Annotated in this window: 17 protein-coding genes; 9 read left to right on the forward strand and 8 right to left on the reverse strand. The window is 46.0% G+C overall.

The features are described 5' to 3' along the window. Positions 1-84: 84 nt before the first annotated feature. Entirely contained in the window at positions 85-1,248 is a 1,164-nt protein-coding gene (locus tag CEF21_RS08595) for a competence protein CoiA (protein WP_123915210.1), read from the forward strand. Positions 1,249-1,347: 99 nt separating this feature from the next. Then, a complete protein-coding gene (gene pepF / locus CEF21_RS08600) occupies positions 1,348-3,165 on the forward strand; it encodes an oligoendopeptidase F (protein WP_123915213.1) in 1,818 nt (605 codons plus the stop codon). A 721-nt stretch (positions 3,166-3,886) separates the two neighbouring features. Here pepF and CEF21_RS21230 read toward each other — a convergent pair. Further along, positions 3,887-4,060 carry a hypothetical protein gene (locus CEF21_RS21230; protein ID WP_164462132.1) on the reverse strand — a complete coding sequence of 58 codons (174 nt, stop codon included), beginning with the start codon at positions 4,058-4,060 and terminating at the stop codon, positions 3,887-3,889. 318 nt (positions 4,061-4,378) lie between these two features. Between CEF21_RS21230 and CEF21_RS08605 the strand changes: the two genes are divergently transcribed. Then, complete coding sequence (locus CEF21_RS08605) at positions 4,379-4,996, forward strand: hypothetical protein (RefSeq protein WP_123915216.1); 618 nt, start codon at positions 4,379-4,381, stop codon at positions 4,994-4,996. A 44-nt stretch (positions 4,997-5,040) separates the two neighbouring features. Here the strand turns inward: CEF21_RS08605 and CEF21_RS08610 are convergent, their stop codons facing one another. The 4 genes from CEF21_RS08610 to CEF21_RS08625 all read right to left on the reverse strand — a co-directional run bounded on the left by CEF21_RS08610 (position 5,041) and on the right by CEF21_RS08625 (position 7,771). After that, on the reverse strand, positions 5,041-5,916 hold the full coding sequence (locus CEF21_RS08610; protein ID WP_123920085.1) for a ClpXP adapter SpxH family protein: 876 nt from the start codon (positions 5,914-5,916) through the stop codon (positions 5,041-5,043). Next, the gene (locus tag CEF21_RS08615; protein ID WP_123915219.1) at positions 5,916-6,326 is read right to left on the reverse strand and encodes a globin domain-containing protein; all 411 of its coding nucleotides are present in this window, start codon (positions 6,324-6,326) and stop codon (positions 5,916-5,918) included. The genes CEF21_RS08610 and CEF21_RS08615 overlap by 1 nt, the downstream gene beginning before the upstream one ends. Positions 6,327-6,544: 218 nt before the next feature. Further along, entirely contained in the window at positions 6,545-7,177 is a 633-nt protein-coding gene (locus CEF21_RS08620; RefSeq protein WP_123915222.1) for a lytic transglycosylase domain-containing protein, read from the reverse strand. Between the two features lie 15 nt (positions 7,178-7,192). Next, positions 7,193-7,771 (reverse strand): CYTH domain-containing protein, encoded by a 579-nt coding sequence (locus CEF21_RS08625; protein WP_123915224.1) that lies wholly within the window; start codon positions 7,769-7,771, stop codon positions 7,193-7,195. A 146-nt stretch (positions 7,772-7,917) separates the two neighbouring features. Between CEF21_RS08625 and CEF21_RS08630 the strand changes: the two genes are divergently transcribed. From CEF21_RS08630 to CEF21_RS08645, 4 genes are read left to right on the forward strand one after another with little or no spacing between them, the layout of a single operon-like run. Then, on the forward strand, positions 7,918-8,298 hold the full coding sequence (locus CEF21_RS08630) for a UPF0738 family protein (protein ID WP_123915227.1): 381 nt from the start codon (positions 7,918-7,920) through the stop codon (positions 8,296-8,298). A gap of 38 nt (positions 8,299-8,336) precedes the next feature. Next, positions 8,337-8,975, forward strand: a complete 639-nt coding sequence (gene yjbM / locus CEF21_RS08635) for a GTP diphosphokinase (protein ID WP_123915230.1) — start codon at positions 8,337-8,339, stop codon at positions 8,973-8,975. Positions 8,976-9,011: 36 nt separating this feature from the next. Next, on the forward strand, positions 9,012-9,806 hold the full coding sequence (locus CEF21_RS08640; RefSeq protein ID WP_123915233.1) for an NAD kinase: 795 nt from the start codon (positions 9,012-9,014) through the stop codon (positions 9,804-9,806). Between the two features lie 43 nt (positions 9,807-9,849). Further along, a complete protein-coding gene (locus CEF21_RS08645) occupies positions 9,850-10,698 on the forward strand; it encodes an RluA family pseudouridine synthase (RefSeq protein WP_123920087.1) in 849 nt (282 codons plus the stop codon). 81 nt (positions 10,699-10,779) lie between these two features. Here CEF21_RS08645 and CEF21_RS08650 read toward each other — a convergent pair whose 3' ends face one another. The 3 genes from CEF21_RS08650 to prpE form a co-directional block, all read right to left on the reverse strand. Continuing rightward, on the reverse strand, positions 10,780-11,160 hold the full coding sequence (locus CEF21_RS08650) for a hypothetical protein (RefSeq protein WP_123915236.1): 381 nt from the start codon (positions 11,158-11,160) through the stop codon (positions 10,780-10,782). 25 nt (positions 11,161-11,185) lie between these two features. Further along, positions 11,186-11,920, reverse strand: coding sequence for a class I SAM-dependent methyltransferase (locus CEF21_RS08655; RefSeq protein WP_123915239.1), 735 nt, complete (start codon positions 11,918-11,920; stop codon positions 11,186-11,188). A 66-nt stretch (positions 11,921-11,986) separates the two neighbouring features. Further along, a complete protein-coding gene (gene prpE, locus CEF21_RS08660; RefSeq protein ID WP_123915243.1) occupies positions 11,987-12,730 on the reverse strand; it encodes a bis(5'-nucleosyl)-tetraphosphatase PrpE in 744 nt (247 codons plus the stop codon). A 204-nt stretch (positions 12,731-12,934) separates the two neighbouring features. On the opposite strand from prpE, the gene mgtE reads away from it, so the two are divergent. Then, the gene (gene mgtE / locus CEF21_RS08665) at positions 12,935-14,311 is read left to right on the forward strand and encodes a magnesium transporter (protein WP_123915246.1); all 1,377 of its coding nucleotides are present in this window, start codon (positions 12,935-12,937) and stop codon (positions 14,309-14,311) included. A 15-nt stretch (positions 14,312-14,326) separates the two neighbouring features. Beyond that, on the forward strand, positions 14,327-16,174 hold the full coding sequence (locus CEF21_RS08670) for a monovalent cation:proton antiporter family protein (protein WP_123915249.1): 1,848 nt from the start codon (positions 14,327-14,329) through the stop codon (positions 16,172-16,174). Positions 16,175-16,251: the final 77 nt, after the last annotated feature.

The following is a 16,251-nucleotide window of genomic DNA, read 5'->3' on the forward strand; positions in this document are numbered from 1 at the left end:
AAGCCATTCTTTCAGCGGAGGAAGGATTCCGGTCCGCTCATGTTGAAAAGGTAGAAGCAATTCATTCATGAGAGGAGACAGAGCATGTTAACGTCGATGACAAATTCAGGACCCTTTTCATTACTGAGCAAACCTTATTCATTTGAGGAACTGGACAAACTCCGTCAAAAAGAAAGCTTTTTTTGCCCCGCCTGCAGACAGCCAATGGAGCTGAAGCTCGGCACAATAAAGAGGTTTCACTTCGCCCATCGAAAGAAGACGGTTTGCGCTTATGATGCTGAGCCGGAGACTGAGCGACACGCGCTGGGCAAGCAGCAGCTGTACCAACGGCTAAAAGATATGGGGGAGATTGAACTTGAACCATACCTTCCCCGTATACGCCAGAGGCCGGATCTGCTTTTAACGGTGGACAGCAAAAAATACGCCATTGAATATCAGTGTTCAAGTATCCCGAATGAACAGGTGATCAAACGGAACAAAGGATATAAGAGACTTGGAATTATACCGGTATGGATCCTTGGGTCGAATCAGCTCCAGCGGACTGGAGCTTCAGAGTACCGGTTAAACTCATTCCACTGGCTTCTTGCCAGAACCTTCCCCCATGCATTGGAACCCTTCCTCCTCTTTTATTGCCCGGAAAATAAACACCTTCTGCAATTGTCGCATTTTTATCCATTCTCCAAACAAATATTTCATGCAAAAGCAAGCCTGATAAACTTTGAAGAGGTACTGGATCCTAAGCTTACAAAGGAGCCTTCAATCACAGACTGGCTGAAGCGAAAAATCCTCAAATTCAGGACATATCCTCCTGCAAAGCATGTGTCAGCCCTTCAAAAAACCCTCTATATCCAAAAGCGAATCCCCTTATCTCTTCTTCCTTCCATTGTGTTCATTCCCTGTAAATTTGATTTTGCCTTTGAAACAGAGCCTTATGTGTGGAAAACACAGCTTTTATTACGGCTTGAAACCCGCACTTCCTTTACAAAAGGGGAAATCCTCTCGGTTCTTTCGTTTTTAGAGAAGGAAGGCCATATTATAAAACGAAAATGTGAATGTTCCCTTCCATCTAATGAAGAAGTCGCAGACGAATTAAGAAGAACTCTTTTAAAAGCAGGAATTTTGGAACGGATGGAGAAAAACAACACATATCGGTTTCGCCCTGTCCGCTGGTCTTCCCGTATGACAGAGGTACTGAAGCGGGATAAAGAATTTTTCAGGCTAATTTCTTTTCTGGAGCATAACCTATAGGCAGCGGGCTGCATATCGATTGACTTCCCGGGTAAATTTAGACAAGATGAATTTGAGGCTTATATAAGCCGGATCCAATTTGGATAAGGGGGAAAGACAATGTCAGAACAACAGACAGTTAAAAAGCTGCCGCTTCGAAGTGAAATCGCGGCAGAGGATACATGGAGACTGGAAGACATTTTTGAAAATGATGAAGCATGGGAAAAAGAATTCTCAGAATTGAAGCAGGCCATTCCAAAAATTGCAGATTTCCACGGCAAGCTTGCGGACTCTGCCCAATCTCTATTTAAGGGCCTCAGCTATCAGGATTCCGTAACAGAGCGTCTTGGCAGATTGTATACATACGCACACATGAGATATGACCAGGACACTGGAAACTCCTTTTATCAGGCTTTAAATGACAGGGCAGCAAGCCTTTATACGGAAGCGTCCAGCATCTCTTCCTATATGGTTCCGGAAATCCTTGCAATGGACGAGAAGACGCTGAAGCAGTATGTCGAGCAAAGTGAAGATTTAAAGGTTTACCGCCACGCACTCGAAGAAATCAACCGGGAGCGCCCTCACGTTCTTTCGGCAGAGCAGGAAGCGCTGCTCGCTCAGGCTTCTGAAGCATTGCGTGCTTCCAGCGATATTTTCGGCAAGCTGAATAATGCCGATATGGAGTTTCCGTCCATAAAAAATGAGAACGGGGAAGATGTGGAGATTACGCACGGCCGTTTCATTACGTTTATGGAAAGCGAGGACCGCCGCGTCAGACATGATGCCTTCAAGGCGGTGTATGATACGTACGGCAAATTTAAAAATACGCTGGCAAGCACCTTGTCCGGGGCTGTAAAGAAGGATAATTTTTACGCGACGGCAAGAAAGTATGAGTCTGCACGCCAGGCTGCTCTAAGCGGAAACAACATCCCGGAGGAAGTCTACGATAACCTCGTGTCAACGGTTGAAAAGAACCTTCATCTGCTGCAGCGTTATGTGGAGCTCCGCAAAAAAGCACTCAATCTGGATGAAGTTCATATGTATGATCTGTACACACCGCTTGTCCAGAACACAAAAATGGAAATCCCATATAGCGAGGCAAAGGACTACCTACTAAAAGGTCTTGCCCCGCTTGGGAAGGAATATCTGGATATCCTTAACGAAGGCTTTGAAAATCGCTGGGTTGATGTTCATGAAAACAAAGGAAAGCGCAGCGGTGCCTATTCTTCCGGCACATACGGGACCAACCCTTATATCCTGATGAACTGGCAGGATAATGTGAACAATCTCTTTACCCTTGCCCATGAGTTCGGACACTCAGTTCACAGCTATTACACGAGAAAAAATCAGCCGTATCAATATGGCGACTATTCCATTTTTGTAGCGGAAGTAGCATCTACAACAAATGAAGCGCTATTAAACGACTATCTTCTAAAAACCATTGATGATAAGAAGAAACGGATGTACTTGCTGAACAATTACCTGGATGGATTCCGGGGAACCGTTTTCCGCCAAACGATGTTTGCCGAATTCGAGCATGCCATCCATAAGCGTTCGCAGGAAGGTGAACCGTTAACCCCTGAGCTGCTGACAAATATGTACTATGAGCTGAATAAAAAGTATTACGGCGAAAACATCGTCGTAGATGAAGAAATCGGGCTGGAATGGGCACGAATTCCGCATTTCTATTACAACTATTATGTTTATCAGTACGCAACTGGATTCAGTGCAGCGGCTGCATTAAGCAAGCAGATCCTTGAAGAGGGGGAGCCGGCTGTAAAGCGCTACATCGAATTCCTGAGTGCCGGAAGCTCCGACTATCCAATTGAAGTGCTTAAAAAAGCAGGCGTCGATATGACATCTTCCCAGCCTGTAGAAGAAGCATGCAAAGTATTTGAAGAAAAGCTGAACGAGCTTGAAAAATTAATGAACGAATAAGGGGAATCTGCAGGGGGAACGCATTATTAGCGTTCCCCCTTTTTTGATTGGAGTGGGGGTTTTGGGCGGGAAGGAGGGAAGCGGGAGTCGGCGGGAAAACGGGCTGATTCGGCGGGAAAATGGGCTGATTCGGCGGGAAAACGCGGTTTGGCAGGAAAACAGCCGTGAATGGCAGGATAGTAGGTTGGTCTGGCGGGATAATGGTGTGGGTCGGCGGGATAACGGGCTGATTCGGCAGGAAAACGCGGTTTGGCAGGAAAGTGGGCGTGAATGGCAGGATAAGGTCTAGACTCGGCAGGATTAGAGGCAGGAATGGCAGGAAAACGGCCTGTTTTGGCAGGAAAACGCGGTTTGGCAGGAAAACAGCCGTGAATGGCAGGATAGTGGCTTGGTCTGGCGGGATAATGGCGTGGATCGGCAGGATAACGGGCTGATTCGGCGGGATAACGCGGTTTGGCAGGAAAGTGGGCGTGAATGGCAGAATAAGGTCTAGACTCGGCAGGATTAGAGGCCGGAATGGCAGGATAACGGCCTGATTCGGCAGGAAAACGCGGTTTGGCAGAAAAACAGCCGTGAATGGCAGGATAGTAGGTTGATGTGGCGGGAAAAAGCCGTTCAGCAGGAGAACGGCGTCTAACAGGAAAGATTCACGTGCCAGCTAAACAAAGTGCAGCGTCCCCCGCCCTAAACAGCATCTGATTAGGGCGGGCGGGAACGTGGCCTAGTATCCTTTGAATGTTTTCTTTCGCGTGAGCAAAAAAATGCCTGCTGCAATGACAGCGAAAAGAATAATAGAGGATACGATCATTGGAATTAAGTTCATCAAGCCAAGCAGCTGAAGGAAAAAGGCTCCTCCGAATAGCAGGATCATTCCGATGTTCACGTACAGTTTCATGTCCCAACACCCCCGTCCCCCTTGTATATGCCAATCAAGTGTGAAATATGAATGTGACAATGTTGTGAATTTAGAACTAAGCTCTTGTCAAAACTCGACATATTCTGATATACTCAGGGTGTGAAATTGATCACATAACAAACATTTACCCCTTTGTTTGACCGTGAAAAATTTCTCCCATCCCCTTTGTTGTCGTTAAGACATACAAGAAGAGACCATGCTTATCCCGGCATGGTCTTTTTTAATTTAATTTATAAAGTAAGCGATTTCAATCAATCTCTGATATAATGAATTTACTAAAAATAGGAGATGGGAGATATGAAATTTAAAAACGAAAGACTTTTGCCTGTTTTTTTGCTTTCAAGCATCGTGCTGATTCTGGCAGCTGAAGCGGTTAAGATCAGTTTTCCGCAGGTATCTAATTTCTATATGTGGTATCCAGTGAATTTTTTTGTTTTTATCTTTGCCCTTGTTTTGCTTGGCTTTTCTATCCGTTTTTGCAAAACTTATTTTAAAAGCAGCAAAGTGAAGAGTCTTTTGCCGATCTTGCTGAATTTGATTTTGCTTGCGATGATTATTTTTCATCCGCTCCTTCCTTATATGCAAAAAGCGGAATTTGCACTGAGGTATGAAGCGCGCATGAAGGCTGTAGAATCCTATTATAAGAATAAAAAAGAGAAGGAGGCGAAATTTTTTGATTTGAACGTCATGCTTGATACGCTCGACCGGGAAACCATTTTGGGGCAGCCGGTCAGTCCTGCAGGGGATAAGCTTCTTTTTTATACATACACAGGGATTCTTGAGAGTTTTGAAGGATATGTTTATTCCCCGGACGGGAGTGCGCCCACGAAGAAGGACTTGAGAGCAGAGGTTTACAAGACTGAAAAGATAAATAAGCATTGGTACTATATTGAATGCTCGTTTAGCTTCTTTTGATGAAAAATAAAAACCGCCAAACCCGTTTGGGTCGTGGCGGTTTTTCAGTCCAGAGCTCTCCAGAACGTTCCATGCTTGACAGGCACCCGTTCCACTTTCTGAGCCAGCTGGTATTTTTTCATTTCGCGCTCGGCTTCTTCGATGCTCATGTTGTAGACGAGAGCGATTTCTTTGGAAGCGACAAACCGGAAGTAGGAAAGAAACACCGGGAGCGGAGGCGGTTCAGATGGCGGCGGTGTTTCGCCGAGCATTTCGAACAGCACTTCCTCATACATTTCATATGGATAGTATCCGGCGATTTTTAAGCCTTCGTCTTCGACCCGTTCATTGAAGAAGGCGATGGTTGGCATTTCGCTGACTTCCATTTCGGCTGTGATTTTCATGTCGCATTGCAGGGCCTTCACTGCACTATCGGAGTGAAGATCTTTGATGAATTCATCCTGATCCAGTCCGGTAATCCCGGCGATCTCAACCAGAACTTTTTCATCCGATACGTCTTGTTTCTCCGTAAAAAGGACTTCCTGGAGCTTGCGGAGGAACCGGATACCTGATTTTCTTCCCTGAAGCTCGGCCGCTTTGATGGCGACGGATGAGGCATAAGGAGAAGAAATCGGGTTTTCGAACCATATGGATCCGTCGCAGGACATGCCTGTACGACAGGCTGTCTGATCCCAGGAGGCGGCAATATTTTCAGGCCGCTGCTTGGTTATGGCATGAAGGGAAGCAAGGTTTCCGCTGATGATATGCTTCAGTGTGAAAAAACGGCCGTATCTCATCAGCAATTTTTTGATGACGGGCTCAAGAGCCCAGCACTCGGGACAAAGAGGGTCTACGAACAGGTAAATTTCAAGCGGTTTTTTAGCATTGCCGTGGCAATGGGAGAAAAAATGCCCGATATTCTTTTTCTCGCCAAGAGGCATTAATTCCATTCTCCTTTCTCGTCAAGCGCATTTCCCGGAGTATTCACCATATGATGCGCTGTTAATGTGAGCCGCTCGAAAAAGAAACTGCGAATATCTCCCTCTAACCCAACTTCATCCATTGCTTGGTCCATGCACTCGAGCCAGGCTTCAGCCCTGTCTTCTGTTATAGGAAAAGGCAGGTGCCGCGCTCTGAGCATCGGATGGCCGTGTTCATCCGTATATAGAGAGGGACCGCCTAAGTATTGCGTCATAAACTGTTTTTGCTTTCTTGCCGTCTCGCTTAGCTCATCCGGAAAGATGGGGGACAGCAAGGGGTGTTTTCCTACATTGGAATAAAAAGCATCAACAAGCTGGGAAAGAAGCTCTTTTCCAATCGCTTCGTACGGAGTTGCAAAAGATTCTGCCATGTTGATAACTCCTTTATCGAAAATTCTCTTTATATAGAGTGATAACCGTTTGTGAGACATTCATAAAATCGCATGGCGCCAAGGGTTGAAAGAACCCCCGGCTCATGTAATAAGCTTATTTTAACAATGAGAACCATATATCTCAAACAAATCGCATTATCTTTTAGCAAAATTTCCGTTTTCTCACAAAAAAAACAGCCCTTTACGGACTGAATACCTTACGCAAAATAGGAAGCAGATATTTTTTCGACATAATTTCGGGTCTCTTTAAAAGGCGGGATTCCGCCATATTTATCAACGTTTCCGGGTCCTGCGTTGTAGGCTGCAAGGGCAAGCGTTACGTCTCCGTCATACTTGGTTAGCATTTGTTTTAAGTATTTTGTTCCGCCCATCACGTTTTCTTTTGGATCAAATGGATTTTCGACTCCGAGACCTTTCGCTGTAGCAGGCATCAGCTGCATCAGCCCCATTGCTCCTGCACCGCTTTTGGCCTCCGGATTAAAATTGGATTCCTGCTTAATGACAGACCGGATCAGGTTCGGGTCCACCCCATAACTTTTAGCGGCTTCCTCAATAATGGTTTCAATGGAAGCGGGACCTGCCGGAAGCTTAACCGCAGTGGCTTTCATACTGTCCAAAGAAGGAAGGGGCTGGGCTCCGAAAGCCATTTGGCGGCTGCGGATCGAGGGATACTCGGCAGCATTGGAAGTGCCTGTGTAAAATTGAAGCATCGTATCAAGCAAGTCACTGAACATTTCGCTTGCCGGCTGACCGGTTTGATTTTTGGAATTCATATCAAGGGAGCGGAGATTCTGAAGTTCCATCATTGTCTGAAACGGCTTAATATCCATTTGGAATTCACTCCTCTATTCTTTATATTTTTGTTCGTAGAAACGGCGGACCTTATTTTTCGTTGGGCGGACGGGAATTTGATGCATGTCGAGAAGGCGGCTGAAATAAAGTTCTCCAGCGGCGAATTCATTAGCTTCAAATTCTAATTCGAAGTCCTCTATTGTTAAATATCGGCTCCGATCGAGAACGATTAAGCCATTTTCTGATTTTTTTTCGGCCCGCCATGTGGTTAACGATCCAAAATAGGTGACGGCAAGAGGATCTATCCCCAATTGCGAAAGCTGATTGTATACAATGCCTGCAGGAAATTGCTGCTTGTCCATTAGGAGGCGTGCCGTTTCGTGCGAAAGAATTTCCTCTGTTTCAAGAAGACCTGTTTCGGCAGGTTCTTTTAGTGTCAGCACCCACTCTCCATGTTTAAAGCGGGTTCGCAGTGCAGCCTGCTTCGCCTTTATTTGAAAGTCATTCGTATCAAAATAATGATTGACCTGCTCTTTAAAATCCTCTTCTTCAAATCCGAAAGCAGCGGATAGCCGCTGGAATTCATCTTCTGTAAGCATGTTTTTAAACTCGATTTCAATATGCTGGGCCATGGTGATCCTCCAATAATTCTTGTTTCCTCTATTATCCCTTTTTCAAAGAGGGAGGGCAACGGGATAATCCAAGAGGTTCTTTTTTTATGAAAGGCGACATTATGGTAAAATGGATGTGTAGTTTTGGATTGGAAGGAGTTTGGATAATGAATAAGAGAATAGAAGTAAAAGAAGTGTCGTCAGAGAGCGAAAAATTGATGCTTATAGCGGATGCATACGATGGCGAGGCACAGCAGCTTGAAGCAAAAGGGCAAATATTGGCGGATTCAGACCGCATCGCCTTTATATACATATTGGAAAATCCTGAACATTTTACATACTTAAGCATTCCGGCTGCCTATTGGCCGCACCTTGAGAAAGCAAGAAAAGAATCCGCATCAGTATGGGCCCGTATTAATGAAACAGACATAGAGCTTGAGCATTTTTGCGCAGAACTTGAGGAACTCGTTCAAAACATAGCAGGAAATGCAAATTACGGGGATGAAATGGAAGGAAAAGTGTCTGAAGTGTTTGCTTCCTTAGCGTAAGAAAAAATGAGAACATTTCATGCTGGGGGCGATGGTAGATGGATGAAAAAGAATGGAAGCGGTTTTTGGCTCCCTATCAGCAGGCGGTCGACGAGCTGAAGGTTAAGCTGAAAGGATCAAGAGCTGAATATGAACTTGACCGCTCGCACTCTCCTATTGAATTTGTGACAGGCAGAGTGAAGCCGATTGCAAGTATTTTAGATAAAGCAAAGCGGAAAAACATTGATTTGGATAAGCTGGACAGTGATATGCAGGATATTGCCGGCCTGAGAATGATGTGCCAGTTTACAGATGATATCCGCGTCGTCGTGAACATGCTGAGAAAAAGAAAAGATTTAGAGATTGTCGAGGAGCGGGATTATATTTCACACAAGAAAGAGAGCGGTTACCGTTCTTATCATGTAGTGGCGCACTACCCGGTCCAGACGATCAGCGGGGAAAAAAAGATTCTGGTTGAAATTCAGATACGCACTCTGGCCATGAATTTTTGGGCAACGGTTGAGCATTCCCTCAATTACAAATACAAAGGAAATTTCCCTGATGCGATTCGGATCCGTCTGAAGCGGGCAGCGGAAGCCGCATACAGGCTGGATGAAGAGATGTCGCTGATCAAAGGGGAAATTCAAGAAGCCCATGCTATTTTCTCCAGAAAAACGGAAACGAACGAGACGGACTAGGAGCGATTCCAAAATTATTGAAAAGGGGCCTGGAATATGAGATTTGCAATTACGTCTAAAGGCGATAACAAATCGAATACGCTGATGCAGAAAATGAGGTCTTATTTGAGCGATTTTGAGCTTGAGTACGATGAAGACAGACCCGACATTGTGATCTCCGTAGGCGGCGACGGCACCCTTCTGTATGCCTTTCACCGGTATCGCAGCCGTTTGGATAAGACCGCATTTATTGGGGTTCATACAGGACATCTCGGCTTTTATGCAGACTGGGTGCCGGACGAAATCGAAAAACTGGTCATTGCGATCGCAAAGACTCCCCATCAGATTGTGGAATATCCGATTCTCGAAGTGATTATCCGCCACAACGACGGCGGAAAAGAAGCGCGTTACCTCGCTCTGAATGAATGCACAGTAAAAGCCATTGAGAATTCTCTCGTCATGGATGTAGAAATTAAAGGCCAAAAGTTTGAAACCTTCCGGGGAGACGGGTTATGCATATCCACTCCATCAGGAAGCACAGCGTATAATAAAGCCCTGGGCGGTGCTATTCTGCATCCATCCATCCGGGCGATCCAGCTTGCCGAAATGGCCTCCATAAATAACCGTGTGTTCCGTACAGTCGGATCTCCCCTCATCCTGCCGGACCACCATACATGCATGCTGAAGCCGGTCAATGATGTAGATTTTCAGATTACGATTGACCATTTGACTCTTCTGCACAAGGACGTTAAATCCATTCAATGCCGTGTAGCAAAAGAAAACGTGCGGTTTGCGCGATTCCGTCCGTTCCCGTTCTGGAAGCGCGTGAAGGATTCCTTTATTGGACAGTAAGCAGTTCCGCCTGGAATGGTGCGTGTCAAAAGAAGAGAGCGGTATGATGGTGAAAGAGTTTTTAAAGGGGAAGCAGCTCACGAAGAGGGCGCTGACGGATATTAAATTCAGCGGCGGGGATATTCAGGTGAACGGGCAGAAGGAAACAGTGAGGCGAAGGCTTGCGGAAGGCGACCGGGTTGCTGTTATGTTCCCGGAGGAAAAGCCGAGTGAAGGACTGATTCCTCAGGAGATCCCGCTGTCCATCGTTTACGAAGATGATCATTGCATTGTTTTAAATAAACGGGCCGGCATGCCGACGATTCCGTCCCGCCTGCATCCGGATCAGACCGTTGCAAATGGGCTGCTGTACCATCTGCAAAAACAGCAGCTGTCTTCGACCATCCATATTGTCAACCGGCTCGATAAGGATACGTCTGGACTAATGCTTGCAGCAAAGCACCGCTACAGCCACTCCCTTTTTTCTATGCAGCAAAAGGAAATCGGCATCCACCGCGCATACACAGCCATTGTGCATGGACGGGTGGAATCAGATGAAGGAATGATTAATAAACCGATTGGCCGCAAACCAGGCAGCATCATTGAAAGGGAAGTGCGGGAAGATGGCCAGCATGCGGTAACCGCCTATAAGACTTTAGGAAGAAAAGAAAGCTTCAGCCTGCTTTCGCTGAAGCTTGAAACAGGAAGAACCCATCAGATCCGTGTGCATATGAGCAGCATCGGACATCCGCTGGCCGGAGATACGCTGTATGGCGGGCTGGATGACCGGATGAAAAGACAGGCTCTGCATAGTACAGAACTGACATTTTGGCATCCGTTTCTTCAGAAGGAATTGAAATTTGAGACCGGGCTGCCGGACGATATGAAGGAATTTTGGCTGGCAGAAAAATAAGCGCTGAAACCCCCGGTCCTTAAGCCGGGGGTTGTTGTATTTCCTTTGTTTTTTTCGGACTGGGAGCCGTGTAAACCGCGTCTATAAATGCAGAAACTGATAAAGAACAATGAAGAAAATAAATGCAGCCGCCGCAGCGTATCCTGCAGCCCATTTTTTGCTGGTTTTCATTCTGGAAAAGACGTTTAGGGTCAAGATACAAACTGAAACGAGATTTAATAAAGGATAATAAACGGGCGAAGGAAACGTTATGCCTAAAATGAATATTATGAAAATGACGATTAGAAAGAAAAGGGCCAGTCCATCAAATCGTTTGCGCCGGCCGTTCTTTTTTCCTTTTAATGAATCCTCGATCCCATGCCCTTCAGAAGCTTCCCGCTTAAGAGTGGACAAACCTTCATCATCTCCCTTCTCATGCATGCACAGACTGGACATAAAATGGCGGGCGGCTTTGCTTTTCACCCAGCCTGCTTGATCATTTCTCTGGCTATTCTTTTGTACAGGAGAACAAAAGAAACAGCGGGATTCTCATCCGGCGTCTGTATTCCTCGGGATCGGAAAACAGAGCAGGGTCGGGCTTCGGTTCCATCATTTTGTCAATGATAAACCCGGCTTCTGTCAGAGCGGAAAAATAATCTCCTGCCGTCCGGTGATATTTGACGACTTGCTCCCCCATCCAGTCCTCGACCCGTTTACCCGTGTGAAAATAATCATCTACAATCCAGTCGCTTCTTTTTTCTCCTGATTTTGCACTTTTGCCGGACGAGGTGAGAAGGGGATGCTGAAGACTGAATACAAACCGTCCGCCCGGTTTTAACGTATGGATAATGGAGTGGAACAAAGAGTCCATGTTTTCGATATAGTGAATCGCGAGCTGGGAAACGACCAGATCAAATACCTCTGCAGGATAGGAGTACTCCTCCATTTGGCATAACTCCATTTTTCCTTCGGTGTCTTCGAGCACCCGGATCGCTTCCTCAAACATATTGTTTGAGCCTTCAATTCCAAGATAGGACGAACATCCTTTTTCAAGCAGGGCCAATCCGAGGGAGGCATCTCCGCATCCCAGATCCAGAACTGACTTGCCTTCAGGGCTGCCGATCAGCTCCAGCATGGCGGGTGTTTCTATACGGAGGTTCGGACTATCCGCCCGGTATCTCCTGTTCATAAACTGAGTGAAAAAGGCATCTTCGTCATAGGCTTTTGCCCCTTTTCGTTCCATAAAGATCCCCCTTTTAATCGTGCAGTGATCTTCAAGATTTTACGTTAATTTTCATATTTTGACAATCTAAATTTCCGGGAATTCCCTGAAACGGGATTCGTCAAACGGCATAGAAGAAGGGACCGAAACGATTTCTTCCTCCGGGTATCTGAGTGCAGTCAGATGTCCGCCGAATACAGCCCCTGTATCAATATTAATTGTTCGGTTCATCTGTCTCGGTTTTTTTACAGGTGTATGGCCGTATACGATGAGAGGATCCCCTTTGTATTGAAGAGCCCAGTCACCGCGCTCCGGCAGTCCGTTTTCCATCAGTCTCCCGGTGACATCCCCGTACAAAACAAATTCCCTGATCCGATTCGTGTATCTTCCAATGTCTTTTTCCTGAATTCCGGCATGGGCTACAATCAGCTTTCCATTATCCAGTACCTGATAAATTGGTGCTTGTTCGAACAGGTTCATAAACGTATCCCGGATTTTGTTTCGTTCCCGCTCACTCAGCCTTTCCAGTTCGGCCACCGTTGTCTCAAGACCGTGTTTGATTTGGACCTTGTTTCCTTTGAAATAGCGGTAAAGCTTGTCACAGTGATTTCCAGGGGAGTAGAAACCATGTTCGGATTTAACGATTGCCGCCGTTTTTTCAATGACTTGCAAAGAAGCGGGTCCCCGGTCCGTCAAATCTCCTGCAAAGGACAGCTTCCGGCCTTCCGGATGAACCGGCACACCGTTTTGTTCCTGATAGCCTAATTTTTCAAGAAGATCATTCAATTCCTGAAAGCATCCGTGCACATCTCCAATGATATCGACTTTCATTTTCTTCACTCCCAAATCCGCGTCGTTCGGGTTATTTTCCTGCTGTTATCACAAACTATACCCAAAGATCCACCCGGATTTCAAATCGGGCAGCCAGGTACAGGGCAGCAAGGGTTAAGGGTGGAAGAAAAAAAGGGAATGCGTTATTCTAATCACTATGTTATTATGCTTTTTTCAGGCGTACAGCTATAAATAAGGGAGGGGATGTCTGTGGCGGAAATACAAAAAATGGATGAGCTTGAAGAGGAGCTTTTGCTGGCTGAACTCAGGGAAGAGCGGATGGATGCGTTCAGGGAGCTGTTTTTTGACCGTCATTCCTATGATCAGGGAAGATGGTTTGTGAAGCTTGAACCTGAAGACCGGGGACTCCTCTACCGCTTTCTTTCACCGGAAGAAATGGCCGCGATATTTGAAAATATTGATGCAGATGAAGAAGAGGTAGAAATCTACCTGTCTGAAATGGATTCGATTTATGCCGCTCAAATGCTTGCGCAAATGTATGCGGATGACGCAGTCGACGTTCTGAATGAGCTTGATCAGGGGCAGGTAGCCGGGTATCTGACCTTGATGGAGGAAAAGGCTGCCAAGGAAATCCGCGAGCTTCTCCATTATAAAGAATTTACAGCGGGAAGCATCATGACGACCGAGTTTGTCGCCATACATGCCCATCAAACGGTCCGGTCCGCGATGCAGATTTTAAAAACGGAAGCTCCGAATGCAGAAACCATCTATTATACATTTGTTGTTGACGAAGACAGGCGTCTTGTCGGGGTTATTTCGTTAAGGGACCTTATTATTTCAGATGATGATACGATGATTGCTGAAATCATGAATGAAAGGGTCTATTCGGTTCTGGTCTCTGTCGACCAGGAGGAGGCTGCAAGGAAAATCAGGGACTATAATTTCCTTGCACTGCCCGTAGTGGATATCAATGACCGGCTGCTTGGAATTATCACGATCGATGATATCGTGGACGTGATTGATGAAGAAGCCTCAGATGATTATTCCAAGCTTGCAGGGGTAACGGATGTGGACTCAATTGATAAAGGGCCGTTTTCAGCAGCCAAAAAGAGGCTTCCGTGGCTCATCATTCTGCTGTTTCTCGGAATGCTGACGGCAAGCATGATCGGCCGTTTTGAAAAAACGCTCGATCAGGTCGCCATTCTTTCTGTCTTTATTCCGCTTATTGCCGGAATGGCCGGAAATACAGGAACTCAGGCGCTCGCGGTCGCGATCAGAAGAATTGCGCTTGGAGAAATTGAAAAAGAAACGTCATTTAAAATTCTTGCCAGAGAAGCAGGAACGGGGCTGATTGCCGGTGCGGTATGCGGTGTACTGGTTACAGGAGTTGTCTTTATGTGGAAAGGTGATTTGCTGCTCGGCATGCTTGTTGGCGCGGCGATCCTCTGTTCGCTCATTGTCGCTGCAGTAGCCGGGGCGATGGTTCCAATCATTATGCACCGCTTTAAAATTGACCCGGCTGTAGCATCCGGGCCGTTTATTACAACGATTAACGATATTATCAGTATTTTAATTTATCTTGGACTGGCTACCCTATTTATCCAAAATCTTCATTCATAGACAGGAGGGAACTGTATGGAACACGGTGCTTCCGTAACATCATTGGTCATTGTCGTTCTCGTCGCGTTTCTGACCCCGATTCTGATGCACCGGCTCAGGCTGAATTTTATGCCGGTTGTTGTAGCCGAAATTTTAATGGGGCTCGTCATCGGGAAAAGCGGGTTTGATATCGTCGATCAGGACACATGGCTTCAGACACTTTCAACACTCGGCTTTATTTTCCTTATGTTTTTGAGCGGGCTGGAAATTGATTTCAGCGCTTTTACAGGAGGAAAAAGAAAGGAAAAGCTGCCGAATGGGAAGCCTGTTCCAAATACCTTTCTTGCATCCGGAGTGGTTTTTGCCGGAATTTTTGTCCTTTCGATTTTGCTTTCGCTCCTTTTCGTATGGACAGGCTTTATTAAAAATGCTTTCCTCATGACCTTAATTATTTCCACCATCTCGCTTGGTGTGGTGGTTCCGACCTTGAAGGAAGCCAATATCATGAAAAGCAACATCGGCCAGATCATCCTTCTCGTCGCCGTGATCGCAGATTTGGTGACGATGATCCTCCTTGCCGTTTTTGCTTCTATCTATGGAGATGGAGGGGGAAGCATCTGGCTGCTGCTGATCCTATTTGCAGCCGGAATTGTTTTATATTTTGTCGGGAACCGGTTCAAAAACCGTTCATTCGTGGAATCCATGTCCCAGGGGACAATCCAGATTGGAACAAGGGCCGTATTCGCCCTGATCATCATTTTAGTTGGGATTTCAGAAACCATCGGAGCCGAAAATATCTTGGGGGCCTTTTTGGCCGGGGTGCTCGTTTCCCTTCTGTCCCCGAATAAAGAAATGGTTCAGAAGCTTGATTCCTTCGGCTATGGATTCCTCATTCCGATCTTCTTCGTGATGATCGGTGTGGATCTTGATTTATGGAAGCTGTTTGAAGATCCGAAAATCCTGGTATTGATTCCACTATTACTGGTCGCCTTATTTCTGTCTAAGCTGCTGCCGATTCTTTATTTGCGGAAATGGTACGATATGCGGACAACCTTGTCAGCCGGTTTCCTTTTAACGGCGACCCTGTCCCTTGTTATTGCAGCGACAACCATCGGACAGAAAGCAAATGTCATTGATGCACAGATGTCAGGAGCGCTCATTGTGACGGCAGTTCTTTCAAGTATTATCTCTCCCATCGGGTTCAAGAAGCTCTTTCCGAAGCAGAAGCATGAAGACCAGAAGCTGAAAGTGGCTCTGATCGGGGCCAATCAAATGACACTGCCGGTTACGAGAGAACTCAATCCTGATTATTATCAGACCGTTGTTTTTCACACGTTCCAGGATAAAATGGATGACCAGATTGCCGAATCCCTTTTTGAAATCAAGGAACTGGAAGATTATTCGATGGAAAGTCTGCAGAAGAGCCATGTCTTTGATGCGGATATACTAGTCGTAGCAACGGGGGATGAGCAAACGAACGCAGATATTGCGATGTTTGCCAAAGAGAAAAAGGTGCCCCGTGTCATTGCCAGTATCTCATCCTCAGAGCTTGGAGAAAAATTGAAGGACCATGGCGTTGAGTTATTCTCTGTCCTTCTCTCTACAAAAGTATTGCTCCAGGCTTTAATCGAATCGCCTGATATCGTCCGGATCTTAACGAATAAAGAAACAGGTCTTTATCAGATTAAAATGAACAATTCCAAATATGCAGGGGTGACTGTGCGCAGTTTTCCATTCACGGGAGACATTATCTTTGTCCGGATTTTCAGGGGGAAAGACTCGATCGTTCCTCACGGGGATACGAACCTTCAGGAAGGGGACCGGCTTCTTGTGACAGGTTCCTCTGAATATGTAGCCGAACTGCGCAGAGAACTGCAGAATTAGTTTTCGGACAGGTGCCATTGGTGCCTGTCTTTTTTGAAGGAGAGATGCTATAATTGGAACCAGGTACTAATAACTTG

This window comes from Bacillus sp. FJAT-42376 (assembly GCF_003816055.1).
In the GTDB taxonomy this organism is placed as follows: domain Bacteria; phylum Bacillota; class Bacilli; order Bacillales; family Bacillaceae; genus Metabacillus_B.

Bases quoted from the DNA above. Each gene is read 5' to 3' on its own strand.
- mgtE (WP_123915246.1), top strand. From the start codon at position 12,935: ATGTCTGTGGCGGAAATACAAAAAATGGATGAGCTTGAAGAGGAGCTT.
- CEF21_RS21230 (WP_164462132.1), bottom strand. From the start codon at position 4,060: ATGAAACTGTACGTGAACATCGGAATGATCCTGCTATTCGGAGGAGCC.
- CEF21_RS08670 (WP_123915249.1), top strand. From the start codon at position 14,327: ATGGAACACGGTGCTTCCGTAACATCATTGGTCATTGTCGTTCTCGTC.
- CEF21_RS08610 (WP_123920085.1), bottom strand. From the start codon at position 5,916: ATGCCTCTTGGCGAGAAAAAGAATATCGGGCATTTTTTCTCCCATTGC.
- CEF21_RS08620 (WP_123915222.1), bottom strand. From the start codon at position 7,177: ATGGATATTAAGCCGTTTCAGACAATGATGGAACTTCAGAATCTCCGC.
- yjbM (WP_123915230.1), top strand. From the start codon at position 8,337: ATGGATGAAAAAGAATGGAAGCGGTTTTTGGCTCCCTATCAGCAGGCG.
- CEF21_RS08625 (WP_123915224.1), bottom strand. From the start codon at position 7,771: ATGGCCCAGCATATTGAAATCGAGTTTAAAAACATGCTTACAGAAGAT.
- CEF21_RS08655 (WP_123915239.1), bottom strand. From the start codon at position 11,920: ATGGAACGAAAAGGGGCAAAAGCCTATGACGAAGATGCCTTTTTCACT.
- CEF21_RS08605 (WP_123915216.1), top strand. From the start codon at position 4,379: ATGAAATTTAAAAACGAAAGACTTTTGCCTGTTTTTTTGCTTTCAAGC.
- CEF21_RS08640 (WP_123915233.1), top strand. From the start codon at position 9,012: ATGAGATTTGCAATTACGTCTAAAGGCGATAACAAATCGAATACGCTG.
- pepF (WP_123915213.1), top strand. From the start codon at position 1,348: ATGTCAGAACAACAGACAGTTAAAAAGCTGCCGCTTCGAAGTGAAATC.
- prpE (WP_123915243.1), bottom strand. From the start codon at position 12,730: ATGAAAGTCGATATCATTGGAGATGTGCACGGATGCTTTCAGGAATTG.
- CEF21_RS08595 (WP_123915210.1), top strand. From the start codon at position 85: ATGTTAACGTCGATGACAAATTCAGGACCCTTTTCATTACTGAGCAAA.
- CEF21_RS08615 (WP_123915219.1), bottom strand. From the start codon at position 6,326: ATGGCAGAATCTTTTGCAACTCCGTACGAAGCGATTGGAAAAGAGCTT.
- CEF21_RS08645 (WP_123920087.1), top strand. From the start codon at position 9,850: ATGATGGTGAAAGAGTTTTTAAAGGGGAAGCAGCTCACGAAGAGGGCG.
- CEF21_RS08630 (WP_123915227.1), top strand. From the start codon at position 7,918: ATGAATAAGAGAATAGAAGTAAAAGAAGTGTCGTCAGAGAGCGAAAAA.